9 protein-coding genes are annotated in these 18,042 nt (G+C 66.7%); 2 read left to right on the top strand and 7 right to left on the bottom strand.

What is annotated here, in order from left to right; translation table 11 throughout:
• Positions 1–102: 102 nt before the first annotated feature.
• On the bottom strand, positions 103–1,698 hold the full coding sequence (locus ACVTJA_RS12135) for a hypothetical protein (protein WP_465836525.1): 1,596 nt from the start codon (positions 1,696–1,698) through the stop codon (positions 103–105).
• Positions 1,695–6,809, bottom strand: coding sequence for an ATP-binding protein (locus ACVTJA_RS12130; RefSeq protein WP_465836524.1), 5,115 nt, complete (start codon positions 6,807–6,809; stop codon positions 1,695–1,697). The genes ACVTJA_RS12135 and ACVTJA_RS12130 overlap by 4 nt, the downstream gene beginning before the upstream one ends.
• A 1,306-nt stretch (positions 6,810–8,115) precedes the next feature.
• Between ACVTJA_RS12130 and ACVTJA_RS12125 the strand changes: the two genes are divergently transcribed.
• Together ACVTJA_RS12125 and ACVTJA_RS12120 are read left to right on the top strand one after the other, a co-directional pair.
• On the top strand, positions 8,116–8,355 hold the full coding sequence (locus tag ACVTJA_RS12125) for a hypothetical protein (RefSeq protein WP_465836523.1): 240 nt from the start codon (positions 8,116–8,118) through the stop codon (positions 8,353–8,355).
• A gap of 17 nt (positions 8,356–8,372) precedes the next feature.
• Positions 8,373–10,037, top strand: coding sequence for a TIGR04141 family sporadically distributed protein (locus ACVTJA_RS12120; RefSeq protein WP_465836522.1), 1,665 nt, complete (start codon positions 8,373–8,375; stop codon positions 10,035–10,037).
• Positions 10,038–10,230: 193 nt separating this feature from the next.
• Here the strand turns inward: ACVTJA_RS12120 and ACVTJA_RS12115 are convergent, their stop codons facing one another.
• Genes ACVTJA_RS12115 through ACVTJA_RS12095 form a run of 5 tightly spaced genes read right to left on the bottom strand, consistent with a single transcriptional unit; the run spans position 10,231 to position 17,432 of the window.
• On the bottom strand, positions 10,231–10,974 hold the full coding sequence (locus ACVTJA_RS12115) for a class I SAM-dependent methyltransferase (protein WP_465836521.1): 744 nt from the start codon (positions 10,972–10,974) through the stop codon (positions 10,231–10,233).
• A gap of 35 nt (positions 10,975–11,009) precedes the next feature.
• A complete protein-coding gene (locus ACVTJA_RS12110) occupies positions 11,010–15,332 on the bottom strand; it encodes an excinuclease ABC subunit UvrA (protein WP_465836520.1) in 4,323 nt (1,440 codons plus the stop codon).
• On the bottom strand, positions 15,329–16,207 hold the full coding sequence (locus ACVTJA_RS12105) for a hypothetical protein (protein WP_465836519.1): 879 nt from the start codon (positions 16,205–16,207) through the stop codon (positions 15,329–15,331). Before ACVTJA_RS12105 ends, ACVTJA_RS12110 begins: the two co-directional genes overlap by 4 nt.
• Positions 16,204–16,914, bottom strand: a complete 711-nt coding sequence (locus ACVTJA_RS12100) for a class I SAM-dependent methyltransferase (RefSeq protein WP_465836518.1) — start codon at positions 16,912–16,914, stop codon at positions 16,204–16,206. Before ACVTJA_RS12100 ends, ACVTJA_RS12105 begins: the two co-directional genes overlap by 4 nt.
• 32 nt (positions 16,915–16,946) lie before the next feature.
• Complete coding sequence (locus tag ACVTJA_RS12095; protein WP_465836517.1) at positions 16,947–17,432, bottom strand: glycine-rich domain-containing protein; 486 nt, start codon at positions 17,430–17,432, stop codon at positions 16,947–16,949.
• Positions 17,433–18,042: the final 610 nt, after the last annotated feature.

Below are 18,042 nucleotides of genomic sequence, written 5' to 3'. Positions count from 1 at the left end.
AGCAGGTGGGCCTTCCACCCGGGTGGGTGAGCTCTGCTCTGGCGTTTGAGGATGGCTCCCCTGCCAGCAGCCCGCGCCGGTGCACGGGCCGCCAGCAGCCCCTCAGGCGGCGGTGTTCCGGGAAAAGAGTAACTCCACCGCCAGGTCCTTGCTGAAGGGGCAGACGGGGGTCAGGTCTTTGATGAAGCGAATGGTCTCCTGGCGGAGCGCATCCGCGAGCTGCTGGAAATGCTCGGGAGTCTGTGGGTCCGCCGTCCCGATGTAGCGCATGTACACGGCGGCCTCCGCCTGCAGGTTTCGCTCACGCTGCTTTTCGTCCGGGTGGACCACGTGGACCCAGGCATTCCGGAGGGTCATCACCTGCCGCACGACGCATTCCGGATGCTCGTAGCAGAGTTCGGGGAGCTTCAGCGGCCCCTTGGTCGCGCCTCCGGTGCCGTCATAGAGGAGGCGGGCGAGCGACAGCACCAAGCGCCCAAAGTCCTCTTGGCTGTTGATGGTCCGTCTCAGGAAGGGCACGTCCTGCGCGGTCGTGAAGACGTCGGGGCGAATGATGCGGTCGTGGGAGCCCGTCAACCGCTGGAAGCGCGTATTCAGCGAGTCGACCACCTGCACCAACTTGTCATAGGGGTCCTCCTCGCGTGGCGCTGTGGGTGTGTCAGCTTCCCAGGAGCGCGCCTGGAGCCAACGGCTCAGCAGCGAGCCGGCGGGCCTGAACTCCTTCGTCCCAGGAGCGGCCCAGCCAGCCATCTGAAGCTCGTGCAGAATCCACTCGGCGACCTCCACCGGCTGCTCGAGGACACGCCGCGCGCTGGGTGACAACCGCCGGTACGAGGAAGTCCAGTCCTGCCGCAGCCGCTGCATCAAACGGAACTCCAGTTCCTCCCACGTCGCCCCTGATTGCCCGAGCTTCTCATTCCTGAGCTCGTCCTCCTCAGTGAGCACCGCCAAGGCCTGCTGGACCCAAAGCGCATAGCCGCCGACCCGCTCATGGACAAAGCGTGCGACGAGCTCCGGCTGCCGTGAGTCGATGGGGAAGCCGGCCGCCCGCTGGACCATCTCCTGAATCTCTCGGCGGCTGAGCGGCTCCAACAGCTCCTGCATCTCATTCAGCAAGGGCGCCAGGTCACTCAGCTCGTCCTTCCACTCCTGCAGGCAGCGGGCGAGCGGGAGCCGGCTGGCAATCACGTAGCCCACGCGCGTCCCGTTGTAGACGGCCTGCCGCAGGTCGGTCTGGTGGTCCCTGCGCAGGTCAGAGCCTACGGCTTCGAAGTCGTCGATGACGATGATGAGCCGGCCGGGACAGACGGCCAGCGCATGCTTGACGGCAACCACCATGGAGCCGGCATCCGCCACCGCATGGTGCGGCAGCCCTCGCCGCGCCAGGGTGTCCGCGATGCGCTGGATGAGGTAGCGGATGGCGCCCTGCGGCTCGCCCTTGTGCTCGCGAAAGCTCGCCTGGACGATGACGGCCTCCTTCAGCGCCGGCTGAGTCAGGAACTCGGGGTGCGAGAGCTGCTGCAGGAGACTGGAGCGCCCGCTCTGCCGCGGCCCCACCACGGAGACCGAGTTCGTCGTCGTCGTGCCGCCCAGGGTCATGAGCAGCTTGCGAAGCCGCCGCAGTCCAGCAAACGACGGCGCCCCCGGCGGCAGCGCCGTCCGGGACGCAAAGGGCTGGGAGTCGATGGAGGCTTTCACAGGGCGTACTCCTGGCGTTGAAGGACGTGCCTGGCGAGCAGCGCCGGGCGCAGCCGCAGCTCCTCCCTCCAGCGCGCCGTCAGGTGGTGCTCGCTGAGCCATTCGAGGCAGCGCTCCAGGGCGGCGGCATCCACCGTCTTGTCATAGGCATGGTTGTGCAGGTGCTCGAGCAGGTCTTCCACGGAGCCGCGCTTGTCATCCACGCCCAACTCGGCGAGCGCGCGGATGACCGCCTTGCGCAGGGGGTCATCCCCCACTGCGCTGAGCAGGAAGGAGAAGTGCGCCTCACGCCGGGAGACGGCCTCCACGACCTCCAGCACGTCACGGTGCGTGGCCACGGTCTGCTGCCGCTGAAGCATCCGCAGGAAGAGCTCGTGGCAGACAATCTGAATGAGGTTGGGCAGCCGGTCCGTCTCGTCGAGGATGAGCTGGGTGGCCGGGCCGGTGACGTGGAAGTACTTCCCCACCGGCTCCTGGATGAGCTCGCGCGCGGCGCGCTCGTCCAGGGCCTTGAGCTCCACGGGCAGGCCCAGCTGGAACAGCCGCTGCTCCGGACCGAAGGTGGCCTTCTTCAGCTCGGGCGTTCCCGCGACGATGAAGCCAATGGGCAGATACTGTATCCAGTGCCGCAGGGTGCGGATGAGGTCTCCGAAGCCAAGCGCCTTCTGCTCGCTCGTGAAGAGCATCTGGAACTCGTCGAAGAGCAGCAACAGCCGCTTGGAGGGCCCGAGCGCCTCGGCCACGCCCCGCAGGTACTTCTCGAAACCAGAGTAGCAGTCCGGCGCCTTGCGCAGCCGAGGCTCCACGGCGCGCGCCCCCGCGTGGGTCAGCTCCTCACGGATGTGGTGGGCAACCTTCTCCAACAGCATCGCGGGCGTGTCACCCGTCAGCAGGTGGCGCTCGAGGTCCAGATGCACCATCTCGTAGTGCTTGCGGAAGCGGTCCTCGAAGCTCAGGCGCTGCAGCAGTGACGACTTCCCGATGCGGCGCATGCCGTAGATGAGCACGAAGTTGTCGCTGTGCTGGCCCCGCAGCTTGCCGAGAATCTCCTCGACCTCCTTGTTGCGCCCCTTGAAGATGGTCAGCTCGTTGAGGCACTTGCCCGTAACGTACGGGGTAGCCACCTCCTGGTGGGGATAGCTGGCGACAACGCTGACCTGGAACGTCCGGCGGGCGAGCTGCTCCGCCTGGCCCCGGGAGTCCTCCCGGTACAAGAGCAAGGTCACCTGGGCCTTGGCCGCCTCGCCTCCCCGCTCGCTGCCGGGAGCGGCGACCAGCGGGAAGACGACGTCCTTCACGTCACCCCGGCGCAGCAGCCCCAGCTCGCGAATCTTGTTCGCTGACTCCAGCCGTAGGGTCGGGTGCTCCACGGTGGCGGCCAGCTTCAGGTCCTGGGCATGGCCCACACCATTCCGGTAGGTGACGTTGGCCACCAACTGGATGCCCTCGTCCGACTCTTCGGCGGAGGAGAGATAGACGAGGGTGGTCGCCAGACTGCACGAGAAACGCGTGTCGCTGGACGGTGTGTTGGGAGAGAACAGCCGCTGCTGGAAGGACTCCTCGACCCGGGCGCGCAGCTCGGTAGGAACGCCGGCTTCCTCCAACGAATGGATGAGCTGGGCGAGCCACTCGTCCAGGGACTGCTGCGTCCAGGAGCCGGACCAGTGCGAGAAGTGCTCCTCCACCCGTTCCGCGACCTCGGAGGCGAGCCAAGGGTTGAGCAGGTCCACGACCACCCGGGCCACCAGCCGGGTGTCCTGGTCGGCGCCGACGCGGAGCACGTCCCGGAGCAGCAACCCGCGCAGGTGGTGCTCGTTTTCGCCCAGGGTGGACAGCAACCGGGGCAGCGCCCAGCCTCCGATGGCCGCTACCTCAAGCATGATGGACGCCAGGATATCGAGCCCGCGGTATTCCACGAACCGGCGGATGAGGAAGGCGATACGCAGGTGGTTGCGCAGCTCGTCCCAGGGCAGTGACTCACGGGCGCGGGCCAAGTGGCTGCCTTCAAGCCGGGCGGCGAGCCACAGCGTCAGGGCCTCATCCAGGGACCAGCGGGATTCCTCCGAGTCGGGCTCACTGGCCAGCAGCAGTGTGGCGTCTCGGGCGTATTCGGAGGCACGCCCGAAGCCACGCTCCCTCGCGTGGGCGAATCCCTCGTCCAGGGCCCAGCGGGCAAGGACGGGGCGCCACCGCCCCTGCTGCGCGTGGAGCATCTTCGCGCTGCGCAGCTGGATGGCCTGACGCTCGTGCTGAGCCAGCAGTCCCGTGGACTGGGACGAGGGCGGCCGGAAGTCGGCGGGGACATCCATCCGGTCCCAGGCCTGCCGGGCGAAGCGGCTGAGAGAGCCGACCTCCACGGGAGACACGGCCCGAATGCGTGGGGCGCGGGGCGACGCAAAGGCCGTGGCGCCCGTGCGAAGGATGGGAGGGAGGTTGCGGCTAGGGTGGTTGGGTGGCAGCGACAACAGCGCCAGGTTCCGCCGGGATTCCAAGAGGTCGCCCGCGAGCGCGGCCTCCAGCGCCCTCGCCAGAATGGGGCCTCCCTCCAGCCGCCGGCCTTTCAGGATGGCGTCCAGCGCGGGCATGAAGTGGTCATGAACTTCCTGGCGCCGCCGCTGGTTGAACGACTCCCAACGGGCCAGAGCCCGTTCCGTCTCCTCCAACAGACGGTTGAACTGGTCATCCGCGACGGCATAGGGCAGCCGCGACAACTCCCGCAGCATGCCTGCGGCCCGCTTCTGAAGCTCCATGAGCTGCTGGCTCAGTGCTGCGTCGTCGTGGGCTCCCCCACTCACAGCCTTCTCGATGGGCTCGAGCAGGAAAATCTTCACCATCGCCGCCAGGTCTTGGCGGGCGTCGTCGATGGCGGCATTCACCTCGGCCCCCACCGCGTCCTTCTCGGAGCCCTCGAGGTGCTCGACAAGCGCTTCCGCCAGGTCCAGGCGCTTCTTCGACAGGTACGTGCCCGCCACGGTGCGGGGCGCGCAGAGGCCGGCGAGTTCCTCCAGGATGTCCTCGCCGGCGCACTGCACCCAGTCCGCGTCGCCCGCGAGCTGGAACCGCCAGCGGAGCCAGGGCCGGGACAGCCCCTGCCGGAACATCTCCCGGGCCTCCTCCTCGAAGGAGGGACCGCCCTCCGGCGTGTGGACCCGAGTCGGCGCGTCGAGCAGCCGCGACAGGTACTCGGCGGCAATCCGCCCCAACGCCCCCCGCCGCTTGAGGACCTCCAGCTCATCGCGCAGGACGCTAGCGCCCGCGGGTGACAGAAACCCCGCAGGTAGCTCGGCCAGGGCCTCGGTCGCGGCGGGAAGGTCGCGCTGATAGTCCTCAATCCACTGGGGGATGAGTTCCTCGGCCTTGGGGTTGAGCCCGCGGAAGCCCGCGTCCTCCAGCCCCTGCTTCCAGAGGTTGGCGGGCCTGATGGCCGCCAGCTCCTTCAGCGCGGACTCTCGTTGCGTGGGCTGCTCCAGCCGACCTCGCAGCGCGTTGAGCCGGAGGACGATGAGCTTCCAGACCTGCGAGGCCGGCCCTCCCCCCGGATTCTTCTGTTCGGTCCGGACCAGCGTCTCAATCGCCTGGGCCTTCTGGTGGTGGCGCTTCTGGAGCCGGGCGAGGTCCTCGTGGGAGTGAGCGGTGAAGGTCCCAAGGTGCTGGCCGATGGTGGGGAAGCCCGCCGCAACCAGCCGCTCCGGGAGGCCCTGGAAGAGAAGAGCGGTCTGCCCCGTCAGCGCCGCAAGTGCGCCCAGGAGGACGTCACTGGCGGGCTCGTGCACCGCGCCCGCGAAGTCGATGGCTTGCTGTGCGGCCACCAGGGAGGGAAAGGGCGACTGACGGGCCAGCCAGGGCGCCAGCAGCGGGTGGGGGCCTGGGTGGGCCTGGCCTGGCGCTTGCTGCTCGGCCCAGCAGCGCACTGCGTATGCCTCGAGTTCCGGCAGCCCGGAGGTGACTTCGTTGACCCGCTCCTCCGTCAGCCCCTCGCCCTTGGTGAGGACCCACCAGCGCGCCAGCGCCGTGGGAGGCGGTCGGTCGGACCAGAGGCATGCGAAGAAGGCCTGAGCCCACGCGAGCTGGCCTTCAGCGACGAGCCCCTTCAGGACGGGCCAGAAGTCTGCGGGGTCCTCTCCCCCATGGTCGACGTCCAGCAGCAGCAGCTCGGCATCGTCCCTCAATTCGGCAGGCGCTATGGACGAAGGCGGCCGGGGGAGCGTGGCGATGACGGCGGCCAGCCGGCTCGCCGCGGAGCCGTCGTCCCAGGCGCAACTCACCGTCCGGTGCCACAGGTTGAGGGCATTCCTGAACGAGAGGTGGGCGGTGGCGATGCGCTGGGCCAGGCGCAGGGCGATGCCGGGCAGCCGCGCCTGCTCCCCCACCTCGGCCGCCTGCTCCAGCCGTAGGGTGAGCTCCTCAAGCTCCGAGAAGCTGGTTTCCGTGGACACATCGAGCCACTGGTCGAGCAGGTCCAGCGACTCAAGCGCCCGCGCGTGCTTGCGCTCCGTGATGAGCGTCTCCAGCATCGCCAGCTCGTTCTTCAGCCGAGCCTGGCTTCGGTCGAGGGACCAGTCGAGGTACGGGCGTACCTCCAGAATGGCCCTCAGCTCGGGCCTGGGTGCGCCGAGGCCCTCAAGCCGTGCACAGGCCGCCTGGAGCTGCTCCTCCAGGCCATGGAGCGCCCGCCCGCGCGCGTCGCGCAAGTGGGTACGGACCTCGGCCGCACACTCTTGGAGCTTCTGCGCGACCTCTGGGTCGGAGGACTGCCGGGCCTTCGAGATGAGTTTCTGGATGCGCTCTGGCAGGGACGCCGAACCACTGACGCCCTCCTCCTCCAGGACCATGCGCAGCCGCTCGAGCTGCTGCTCAAGCCCGTCGCACGCGGACGTTACCCGGTCCTGGGCTCTGCGCCGCAGGGGAATGAGGTCCTTGATGCGCTCCTGGGTAAGCCCGATTCCCGCCGCGTCCACGGCGACGAACTGGGAGCTGAGCTCCCGCTGAAGCTGCTCGAACTGGGCTGAGTACTGCTGGAGTTCCTCGTACGTCGAGAGGAGCTGGGAGGCACAGGACTCAATGATTTGCCAATGCTCGTTATCCGCCGGGTCGGAGGCCGCTGCGCTCATCCCCTCTGGCTCCGGCGAGGGTGGATGCGGCTCGGTCACCACCTCGGACACCGCCGCGGCCGGCATAGGTGGTGGCTCTGGAGCGGCTACGGCCGGGGCCTGCGCAACGGGCTCCGCAGAGGATTCGGCGGAAGACGACTCTGGTACGAGGGGCGTGGCGGGAGAGAGCGGTCCAGGCTGAGAGGCGACCGCTGCAGGCGTCTCTAGGACCGGCGGGCTCACAGGGACGCTGTGGGGGACGGGCGAAGACAGGAGGGCGCGGGCGAGTTGCGGGATGGGGGGCGGAGCCGCCAGTTCCTGGGACGGGACTTCTCCCACGCCTGGAACCAATGCCAGATGGGAAGGTGCTCCTGTGAGGACTTCCTTCGACGCGGCCTGCTGGACTTCGAAGTACCTGGCGAAACCACTGCCCAGAGGGAGCAGGACTCGGACAAAGCTCGCCGCGCTTTCGGGCTGGAGAAGCCCGAAAGCCAGCGCGAAGAGCGCGAGCGCCTCATCGTGGCCGCCCGGCCGGATGACGACCGTCGGCTGCTTCCTCCTCAATCCCGCGACTGCGTCCCGGAACTTCGCTGGGTCCAGGAACAACGCATCCCCGCGGCGAACCTGCGCCTGGCTGATGACGTCGGCATAAACCTTCTGACCTCGCGAGTCACGCAGGTAGTCGTAGAGTCGACGGTGGAAGCAAGCATGCACCACCTTGCCGGAGCGCGACCTGAAGAGCACCAGGGTTTCCAGCTTCCGGCGGAAGTCCGGGTCATCCAACCGATTCCGCATCTGTCCATCGGAGTCCGACCCGGACCGGAGACCCGCGAGGGTCAGCACCCGGCTCGGCCACGTCTTGTTGAACCTGTACACCTCTTTGACGAGGTGGTTGGAAATGGACGGCGGCAGTGGCCCACGAGGGTTGAGCGGGGCGAAGCGGGATACCAACGGCTCCACGCCGGCACCAGACGAGGCGACCTCGCCCGTAAATGCGGCCAGCGGCGCCAGTTGCGGAAGGAGGCTCCCCTTCGCGCCATTGGAGCCCCGAGTACTACCCCCCTTGGATGAACCCATGCAGGATGTTCCTCGCCGTCAGGGAGACGTCGCGCCCCCGCCACCATCCCAGACGTGCGGCCCCATTCTAGGGAGAACCCACCTGGGAGGGAAACCGCCAATCCTTGGCCTCTCTCCTGCTTGACGCCATTCAAAACGAGAAATTCAAGGGGATGGGTTTACCTGTCAGAGGCCCCCCGTGCCTGACGTTCTCCCAGGCAGACGGGGGCAGCGTGCGATGCGTTGCCCTCTCATACCGGAGGCGTTCTGAATGAAGGTTGGGATTTGCAAGCAGTGCGGCCCTCAGAAGAAGAGCGGCCAGCGAGTCATGGGCAAGCTCGGAATGGCGGTCGCCCTGGGATTGATGGGTGGGAGTGCGGGCAAGCACCCGCTGGCAGCCATCCTGGGCGCCGGCCTCGGCGCGGCGCTCGGCCACATGCTCGATGAGAGCGTGCTGCCTTCCTGCCCGGGCTGTGGCGTCGCACTCGAGCTCGTGGACGCCATTCTCTAAGAGGAGCGCGGAAGACCATGAAGAAACCTGGCTCCCGTAAGGCGAAGGTGCGCACCCTGACCCTCCTGCTGTTGCGTAAGGGCATTGAAACGCCCGAGGACGCGCTGAAGAGCCCCGGCTCGCTGATACCGCATCCCCTGGAGGGCGCGCCCGACGTGGAGCACTGGCTCTACCTGGCGCCCAACGTCAGCCGCGAGCCGCGGTGGTTCGACTTCCTGAGGGAGGGCACCACCGAGGCATTTCCACCGCTCACGAGCAGTGTCGCATCGGGAGTGCTGTTCATCCGCGCGAGCTCGCGGCTGTTCGCCGTGACGTTCGGCCAGGGCAGGCACCTGCTCAAGCCGGAGGCTTTCGAGGTGGACTTCGGGCTGAAAGTGACGCTGAACACGGCCGACCCCACGAAGCTGCGCAGCCTGGACATGCGCACGTTCGAGGAGATGACCGTCCACACCCGCCGCCAGGTGAGCCGGGGTGCTTCACTCGATGCCTTCGGCGTCGACATCACCCGAGACCTGCTGCGTGCCTTCACCGGTGAGCCACGCGACACCAGCCTGGCCAAGCGGTTCACGGGCAAGGACGCGCTGGTGCTGACGGGCCCCTGTGCCTTCTCCGACCTTCCGCAGAAGTGCGCCCTGCTGCTGGTGGCCTCCGAGAGCCATGAGTACCGGACGACGTTCCCCTGGGTGGACCACATCCAGTCGATTCGCGACCCGGTGCAGGTGGCGAGCCTCAACGAGCGGATGCTGGTGATGCTGCGGGAGCGAAAGCTCGACAAGGCCCACCTCGCGCCCCCTGACATGGTCGGGTGGGAGGACGTGGCCGGGTTCCACTATCCCGGCGAGCGCGGCAAGGACGTGCATCCGGACCTGGACCTCGAGGAGTGCCTCGACGCCATTGACCAATTCGAGCGTGGGGCACCGGACGGCTTCGAGCCGACGACCGAAGACCTGAAGCGGCGCTACAAAATCAGGGCCGTCTACGACGAGTCTGCCCGGGAGCCAGAGCGGTGGTCGCTCTACGACTGCCTCGTCCTCGAACTCCAACTGGATGACGCGCTCTATGTCCTCTCGGGAGGGCAGTGGTTTCGCATCGGTCAGTCCTTCGTCTCCGAAATCGAGGCGAAAGCGGCCCGGCTTGCCCGGGACATGCCGAGCCTGCCTCCCGCCCGGCTCAACCAGAAGGAGGGGGCCTACAACCGGTCCGTCAGCAAGGCGTCCCAGTCGTTCGCGCTACTGGACGAGGAGCTCATCAAGTGCACAGGGGCCCGCACCCCCATCGAGGCGTGCGACCTGTTCTCGGACGCCCGCCAGTTCATTCACGTCAAGCGGAAGACGCGCTCCTCCACCCTCAGCCACCTCTTCTCCCAGGGACTGGTGTCCGCTGAGACCTTCCTCAAGGACGCGGGCTTTCGGAAGGACCTGAAGGAACGAGTCATGGCCACCAAGCCCGCCCTCGCGAAGCTGCTGCCTCCCCCCGAGAGCAAGCCGACCGCGGGCGAGTTCGAAATCATCTTCGCTGTCGTCGTGGGAGCCTCCAGGGTCCGGGCTCCGTGGCCGTTGTCACTGCCGTTCTTCAGCCAGCTGAACCTCACCATCGCGGCGGAGCGGCTCGAACTGCTTGGCTTCCGCGTGGGAATCTGCCGCATCGAGGAACAGCGGAAGCGGGCCACCGCGGCCGCATAGCGCGGCCCACACGAAGGCGTGCCATCGCGTTCATCACGAGGGCCGCTCATGGCGGTGCACCCTGGCCAGTAGCCCGCGGTAGGGAGCGGGCCACAATTCCCTCCCTGCACTCCCCCGCCCGCGAGCAGGTGGTTTGCGGCCACGAGCCCGACGTTCCGGTACTCAGGGGCATGGTTCATGTCTGGCCCGTCCGTCATCCGCTCTTCGGTTTGTAACCCACGATGAATGGACTCGGAGAGCCTGCGAACGCGTCCTGGCGGAAGGAGTCGAAGAGCGAGACCTCCGTGAAGCCGGCCTGACGTACCCACTCCGCGACCACGTGTGCATCGGCGACGCGTAACTGGTGCTGCTCGTGGAGCAACTCCCTGGAGGACTTGCACGCGTAGACGTACTCCGCCAGCAGCCCATCCTCTACACCGCTGGTGCGCTGGAAGCGGTACAGGAGGAGGACATCGTCGGGCTCCCCTTCGGGCCCCGCCTCACGGTCCTCCAGGAGACGGCCATCCGTATGAGCCGCATGCGCCACCTGCAGCAGGAGCCCGCCACCGGGGAGCAGCGCCCGATAGAAGCGCCGCAGCACCTCCGACAAGGCCTCATATCCGGCGCAATAATTGAGCGTCCAGGAGAGCGAAACGATGGCGTGGTACGCCAGCTCCGCTTCGACCTCCTCCATTCCCAGCAGCGACACGACTCCCACCCCAAGTCGCGCCTCTGCGGCGCGGACCATCCCCGGAGACGCGTCGATACCCACCGCATCGATTCCGGCCGTGCGCGCTTTCTCGAGGAACACCCCCGTCCCGCAGCCGACATCCAGCAACCGGCACGGCCATCCCCACTGCCGAGCCCACTCGACGGCAAAAACATGGTCGTCCTGATAATGGTGCGCTGGCGTGTGCAGGTCGTAGCGGTGGGCGAGCTCGTTGAACAGCCGGTACATGGGACATGAACCTCGGGGCACGGCGCGGCACGCCCTTAACTGGACAGCACCGGCATATCCGTGAAGGCCTGGACGACTCCCTGGCTGACTTCCTTCAACTTGGGGAGGTCCGTTGACGACCGGAGCGCGTGCGTGCCACCAGCCAACGGCTCCAGACACTGAAGCAGGCGCTGACAAGAACGCCTTTGGCGCTCGGAAGACGTCCTCAACTGCTTCAGCGCGACGCAAAGCTCGCTGACGGTTCCATCCCGGACCCACTCCCGCCAGGAGCGCTCCCCCAGCTTCAGCAACGTGCTGACGGCGCCCAGGCCCGTGCCTTCACACCCCGGGCAGGAATGGGCGGACCGAGAGCGCTCAACGGCCTCCTTCCACCTCGCATCCGTGCTCCTCTCGAGCTGTCCCTGAACGTAGGCGTAGAGGCCATCCCACCGAAGCCAGGCACTCACCTCTTGAGGGTCGGCCTTCGCGTCCTTCAAGAAGGTCCCATGGCCCGGACGCGTCCAGCAGCCGAACAGAAACAAGTGGCGCGCGTCCTCGCCGAGACGATGGAAGGCCACCCCCTTCTCCCAGAGGCCCTCCTGGGACATCCGCTTGAGGAACGGCAGCAGCTCGTTCCGGCGAATGCCTTTCAGGATGGCGGCGGCCGCGGGGTGCAGTAGCTCCTCGTCCTCCGGCGCAGCACGCCGGTTACCGATGAGCAGTTCCTCCCCCAGGGCCAGCACCTCTCCTGTTCCCCGGCACATGGGGCAGCGCCCACGGGCATCGTGCCGCGAGAAGTGGAAGGACGTGGCTTTCATCGGAGCGACGATGCCTCGCTCCAGGTCCATCAGCCGCGTGTGCAGTGTTCCGAGCAGCTCCCACTTGGGCCCTCGCAGCTCGACGTAACCGCCCCCGAGCGCCAGCGCATCTATCAAGGCCCGGTGCCGCTCCTCACCCGAGGCCTGCCGCGGCACGAAACGGGCGCCAGTGGCGCGCACCTGTCGCCAGTCCGCCTGTGCGCCCTTCTTCAATGGGTCTCCGTCAGGGTCCAGCAGCTTGAGTCCCATCGCCCTGGCATGCGCGCAGGCGGTTGCAACCACGGAGTGCGGCAGCTTGAGTCCCCATACCTGGAGTTCCTTCAGGAAGGGGTGAATGACCAGGCGGGCTGTCTCCTTTCGGGTCCATGTTTCCAGGAGCGAGTCCTGAGATGCCACAGTGCCCGAGCTGTCTGCCCACATCTCAAGCAGGAACCTGCCGAGCTCTTCGTCAAGCCCGCCCAGTTCCCAGGGCAGACGCCCCTTCCAGAATCGCTCTCCCAATACGACTGCGGGCCGCGCGGGCGGAGTTTCCTCGGATGGCTCCTCGGGGATGGCCACGTCATCCCCCATGAGTTGGCGTATCCAGGCCTGGGCCCTGGAGGCCTGCTCGATGGAGCCGGCCGCGGTTTCCGCCCTGTCCGTACGAGAAGAGGGCTGCCTCAGGTGCCGCGACTCCGCCTTCAGGCGCCCGGCGAGCGCGAGCCCCGTCGCCGATTTCGTCTGACGGAGCTGGTCCGGCGTACCTTCAGCGACGACCTGTCCTCCCGCAGGCCCGCTGCCGGGACCGAACTCGATGAGCCAGTCCGCCGCCCGAACGATGTCCAGGTTGTGCTCCACGAGGACCACCGTGTTGCGCCCCTGGTCCAGGATGCGGTCGAGCGCACGCACCAGCAGTCCTACGTCCCGGGGATGGAGCCCTGCGGCCGGCTCATCGAGCACGAACAACAGCCCCCCCTGCCCATGCTCGGCCAGCTTTCGCGCGATGCGTAGGCGCTGAACCTCACCACCGCTGAGGGTATCTACCCTGCGCCCGAGGCTGATGTGGCCGATGCCCAGCTCCACCATCGCTTCCAGCAGTGGCAAATGGGGCGTGACGAGCGTCCGCGCTCGCTGCTGGAGCCGGGACACTGACAGGGCGAGGAGGTCGCTGATGTTCAGCCCATCGACCCGCACGGACAGGACCTCCTCCCCGAAGCGGGTTCCTCCGCAGACCGGACAGGGGGACCAGTGTGCCTGCTGCTCCACCTCCCCCACTCCCAGGCAGTACTGGCAGCGTCCACGCCCGGCATTCAGGCCGAAGTCCGTGGCAGAGAGTCCGACGGCCCGAGCCCCCTCGGAGGCCGCCAGGAGGGAACGGAGGTCATCCGCCACCTCGATGAAGGTGGCGACGATGCTACGGCGGTTGGGTGGCGGGACTTTCTGGTCCAGGGCGACGAGCCCACGCAGGTGCTCGCTCCCCGACACGCGCTCCCAACGGCCCTGGCGAAACTCGAAGTCCTCAAGTTGGGGGGGAGACGCAAGCGCGGCGGCAACTGCGGGGACGAGGATGCCTCGGACGAAGCTCGACTTCCCGGAGCCGGAGACCCCCGTCAGGCAGGTCAGGCACCCAAGAGGAATGGAGCACCTCACATCCCTGAGGTTGTGGATGGTGGCGCCCTGAAAGGACAGCCGGTGCGTCTTGTCGCCTACCGACAACCGAGCGCGCTCAATGGGTGGCACGTCCCGCCAGGGGGACTCCACCGGCGGCCCCTCGTAGATGACACGCCCACCATTCTCTCCCGCTCCATCTCCTAGCTGAATGAGATGGTCCGCCGCCCTCGCGAGGGCTTGGCGATGCTCGTTCATCACAACGGTGTGAGCAGGTGCGAGGCTCAAGATAGACTCCGCGAGCCCCGCCAGGTCCTGCTCATGCAGCCCGCGTGCAGGTTCGTCGAGCAGGAGGCACAGCCCAGTACTCCGCACGTTGAGCAGCCCGGCCAGCCGAGCGCGACGTCCTTCGCCTTCGCTGACCTCCTGCATCCCCCGCTCTCCCGAGAGGTGGCCGAGCCCGACGGAGACGAAGGCCCGGGAGTGGTGGTGGATGAGGTCCACCCACTTGCGAGCCCCCGCCGAAACGGCCGCGGCGAATGGCCCCTCCCGCCTCGTGATGTCCATCAACTCCATGAACGGCCTACGCAGCAGCTCATGGATTCCGGTGCCTCCCACCCGCAGCGCCCGCGCCTGGAATGCCCACCTGGTCCCTTCGCACGCAATACAGGGGCCCTCGGACACCAGGGGGGACAGGCTCTGAGACACCTTCGTCCCGCGTGAAATCCTCTCGAGGATGGCTTGGCGGAACCCCTCGAAGGGCCGCCCGGAGCTCATCTTGCGTCCCGTCTTCGGGTCCTTGTCGACAACCAGCTCTCCACCAGAACCCTCCAGCACCAGCCGCTGGGCATCCGGGGGCAGCTTCGTCCAGGGAACATCGGGAGAGAAGCCACGTAGGCCGCGCAGTCCCTCGATGGTCTCATGCTGGATGTTGACGTACTTGTAGTTCTTCTCCGTCCAAAGAGAGAAGGCGCCCTCATGCATCGAACGGCCAGGATGGACGACGAGTGCGCTCTCCTGGAGCACCACCGCCCGTCCCGTGCCGAGGCACGAGGGACAGGCGCCACTTTCCGGGTGCTCCGGCGCGTTGAATGAGAGGAGGTGGGGGTTGGCTGGGAAGAAGCACGTCGCCAGCTCCGGCTCTACATAGTGCGTCTTCGAGTCGAGCCGGGGACCAAAGGGACCGCGTAGCTCAGGCTGTCGGGCCTCTGGCAAATCGACAACCACCGCGCCAATGCCCGCATCAAAGGCCCGCTGGAGCAACGCCAGCAGCTTCGCGCGGTCCGGCTTGCCGCCGAGCGTGACCGCGCCTACTTGCGCCTCGATGATGTGCCGGACCGTCGGCTTGAGCGGCTTGAACTTGTCCAGGCGCACGTTACGCCCCCGCTCCCAGACCGCCGGACTGTCCGTCTCGCTGCGGACAGTCACCTGCTCGATGCCCACTTCGCGCAGGTGCTCCACCGCGCGCATACCGTCCGTCGCGACAAAGCGCACCGGCACAGCCCAGATGGACAGGAGCCCGCGGTAATGCCGGAAGAGCCAGTCGGCATAGCGCTCTGGCGAGGGCTCCTGGACATTGCGCCGAAGCTCATCGGAGTAGGGCCTCGCGTCCGCCAGGAAGAGCCGGCGCAACGCGCCGAGCAGACCCGTCGCGGTCGCAACGGTCGTCCGCGAAGATGCCCGGAAGGCGCGCTGCCCGACGTGTAGGGTGGCTGGCATGGCTCCGATGAACGCACCTGGAGGCGGCCGGTCCAGCTGAGGCTGCTGGATGCCGAGGAAGGTGTGCATGCGCCGGGCAGCTTCGGTGGCGAGTGTGTCCTCGAGCAGCGAGCTCTTCCCCGAGCCCGATACGCCGACAACCATCGTCACCCTGCCCACCGGAATGCGGGCGTCGACACAACGAAGGTTGTTCGCGTCGGCGCCAATAATCTCGAGGTCAGCCGCGGGCTTGGAGGACACGTTCCTCTGGGTCATAGGGGCTCGTCGAGCAGGTGGAGGACGTAGACCTCCCTGGACGTGAAGTGCCTGGGAAAGGACTGAAACACCACGGAGCACTCTCCCCGGTAGTGCAGAGCCCTCGTGTTGGAGACCAGGAGAACCTCGCCAGCCGCCAGATGGATGGGGGCCGACACAGCGAGCGCGGCTTCATGAATGACCCGGAGATGCTCCTCGAAATCCGAGGGGTTGCTGCCATAACGGAGCTGTCCGGCCCGGAGGGTCTCGGGATGGAACCGAATCCGCCCATCCTCGACGATACGCCCGGTCCACCCGCCAGGAGACGTCTCGTTGACCATCGTCACATCGCTCCGCTCCAGGAACGCCAGGGTGCTGGCCGCCTCCTGCTGGCGTAGCGCCACGAGCAACTCGCTCAGGCGAGCGACACGCAGTTCGCCGTAGCGCGGAGCTCCCGGGTCGGGGGCCTTGCACTGAATGCCTGTGAGCACTGGAGGCGCGGGAGCAGTATTGATATCCGTGTGGAAGTGCCCGGCCTGGAGCGTATGGGACAACTCGGTGGTCCAGGGCGACATGCGGAAGTGCTTGACCACCCTGTCCTTGCGGTAGGGCTTGAACCGCCTCGACAGGCAGGAAGAGACAAGGAGCAGCGAGGCGCCCTCTCCTGCGTCTGGCACTCCTCGAATGACGGCATGGTCGTGATTCTTCCAAAGTTCGTGCACGTGCTCAGTGAAGCGAATCCAGGCCTCGGAGGTCAGGAAGGGGTCATCGAAGGCCCCCTCGAGCGCGGCCTTCTCGAAATGGACGAGCGCATCGGGCCGCTCACAGCACGAACGCAGCCAGGCTGCGACCTCAGGACCGATGCGCAACTCCGGCACGGTGGAGTGCGGGGTCATTCGGGACGGACCAGTCTGAAGAGCAGCTTGTGCTTGAAGTGATGGTCAACCATGGTCGCCACATCGGGGAAGGTGAAAGGCGTGAGCCGGGGGTCATGGTCAATCCACCCCTCTGAGCGTAGCGGTCTCACGGAGGGCATCAGCCCAGCTCTCCCTGCGGCGGCAAGGATTTCCATGGGCCTGTGGTCATAGGTCGTGTGCCCCATCTCCTCAAGCAAAGGCTTCCACGTCGGCCAGACTGGGTTGTCCGCATGGCAGCCCAGCACGACATAAGCCCGGCCGGCTGGAGCCAGTACGCGGCGCACTCGGGCCATGAAGAGGTCTAGCGCAGGCTCCAGGTAAAGCACCTCATGGCAGGTGATGAGGTGGATGGAGCCAGTGGGTACCCGATGCCACTCGGGGACATCCAGCATCTGGACTTCCTGCACTCGCTGCATGACCCGAGCCCGGGCCTGCTCCCTCGCGGCGGCGATAGGCTCGATGCCATAGGCCTGCTTGAGTGGCCAGAGGGATGCCAGACGCACCAGCAGCCCGCCACGGTGACAGCCAATGTCAAGAATGGCTTCCGGTGGGCTGCTCCAGCCATCCTCTCGTACATGATGAAGCAAGCAGTCCCAGAAGACCTCATTCGAAGCTTCGAGCTGCTCGTCCTCGTCCAGGCTTTCGAAGAACCGGCTGCGCATGACAGAGAGGACCGGCTGGGTCATTTCGTGCGTATTGAAGCACGCACCACACTGGCTCAAGGACAGCGCTGAGGCTTGCAGCTCCTTGCTCCAGTGTCGCCGGCCGTCGGGTCCACACCGAAGTGCAGGATGAACAACTCGAGCGACTCGGCAAATGCCTGCTCCAGCGCCTGACGGTCCGCAGCGCCGCGCATGCCGAAGTACGGGAAGTGGTGCAGCATCTGGCCGAACAGTCGCTCGCAATCCTCAGCATACGCCCGGGTGTCGAGGATGTGCGCGTGCCAGAACTCATCGATGGGACCGGTGGGACAGATTTTGCGGTCAGGGTACCTGATATTCAGGGCCAGAAACTTGCGGTAGAGCCCCTCCACTTCATTGCAGTACTCGGCGGTCCAGCTCTTCTCCTCCATGAGCTTGCGCTTCAGCATGCTGAAGTCGATTTCCGCCACCTGGGCAAGCGCCCTGGCCAGCGGCGCATCTACCTGGACGAACATCTGGGATTGTTCAAAGGTCATCGGCAGGGAAGACACCTGAGCTTGCATGCAAGGCTCCAATCTGGACGGACTGTTTGATTGCTAGCTCGCCTAGCCTAGCAACGCAAGCCTGGCTGCGGCAGCCATTGGGCGGCCCGGGAGGCCCTTGTGGACCCTACGCGCCAGACGAGCAGGAAAGGATGAAGGATGGCGGTGAGGCTTGCGAGGAGAGCGTTGCGTACCGCGACGCGTGTTCCCGGCAGGCCCATGCTGTCCTCTGGTTGGTGGAAGGTCATGAAGTCCTGGCGCAAAGGCCACTTGAAAGCTTCCGCCGAGGTGTAGGCCCACCGCCATACCCCTGCAGAGGTAGGCTTCCGACTCCGCCCACTGGCTAGACAAGTACGGATTGCTTGGGCGACGCAACAGCCGGCCTGGGAGCGAGTGTGCTCCAAGTGGGTGCAGTCTGACCGCAGCAGTGCATCCTTTGATGCGGCAGGTGCCTGCTGCGAGTGCTTCTCAAAGTCCAGACGCTGCGGCGTTCACCTCGGCGGCGACTCGGCAGGAGTCCTCGGCAACGACCCTTCGACTCATTGGGCCATCACCGGAGTGCCGCGACGAAAGGGCGTCGAGGCATTCGCCACGAGCAATTTCCAGCCAAGCGCCCGGGCGCAGCATGGAG

The organism is Pyxidicoccus sp. M6 (assembly GCF_055568925.1).
The sequence above is the reverse complement of the archived record's forward strand: the minus strand, read 5'-3'. Positions and strand labels throughout refer to the sequence as shown.

Bases quoted from the DNA above. Each gene is read 5' to 3' on its own strand.
- ACVTJA_RS12130 (WP_465836524.1), bottom strand. From the start codon at position 6,809: ATGAGCGCAGCGGCCTCCGACCCGGCGGATAACGAGCATTGGCAAATC.
- ACVTJA_RS12110 (WP_465836520.1), bottom strand. From the start codon at position 15,332: ATGACCCAGAGGAACGTGTCCTCCAAGCCCGCGGCTGACCTCGAGATT.
- ACVTJA_RS12100 (WP_465836518.1), bottom strand. From the start codon at position 16,914: ATGACCCAGCCGGTCCTCTCTGTCATGCGCAGCCGGTTCTTCGAAAGC.
- ACVTJA_RS12125 (WP_465836523.1), top strand. From the start codon at position 8,116: ATGAAGGTTGGGATTTGCAAGCAGTGCGGCCCTCAGAAGAAGAGCGGC.
- ACVTJA_RS12105 (WP_465836519.1), bottom strand. From the start codon at position 16,207: ATGACCCCGCACTCCACCGTGCCGGAGTTGCGCATCGGTCCTGAGGTC.
- ACVTJA_RS12115 (WP_465836521.1), bottom strand. From the start codon at position 10,974: ATGTACCGGCTGTTCAACGAGCTCGCCCACCGCTACGACCTGCACACG.
- ACVTJA_RS12095 (WP_465836517.1), bottom strand. From the start codon at position 17,432: ATGCAAGCTCAGGTGTCTTCCCTGCCGATGACCTTTGAACAATCCCAG.
- ACVTJA_RS12120 (WP_465836522.1), top strand. From the start codon at position 8,373: ATGAAGAAACCTGGCTCCCGTAAGGCGAAGGTGCGCACCCTGACCCTC.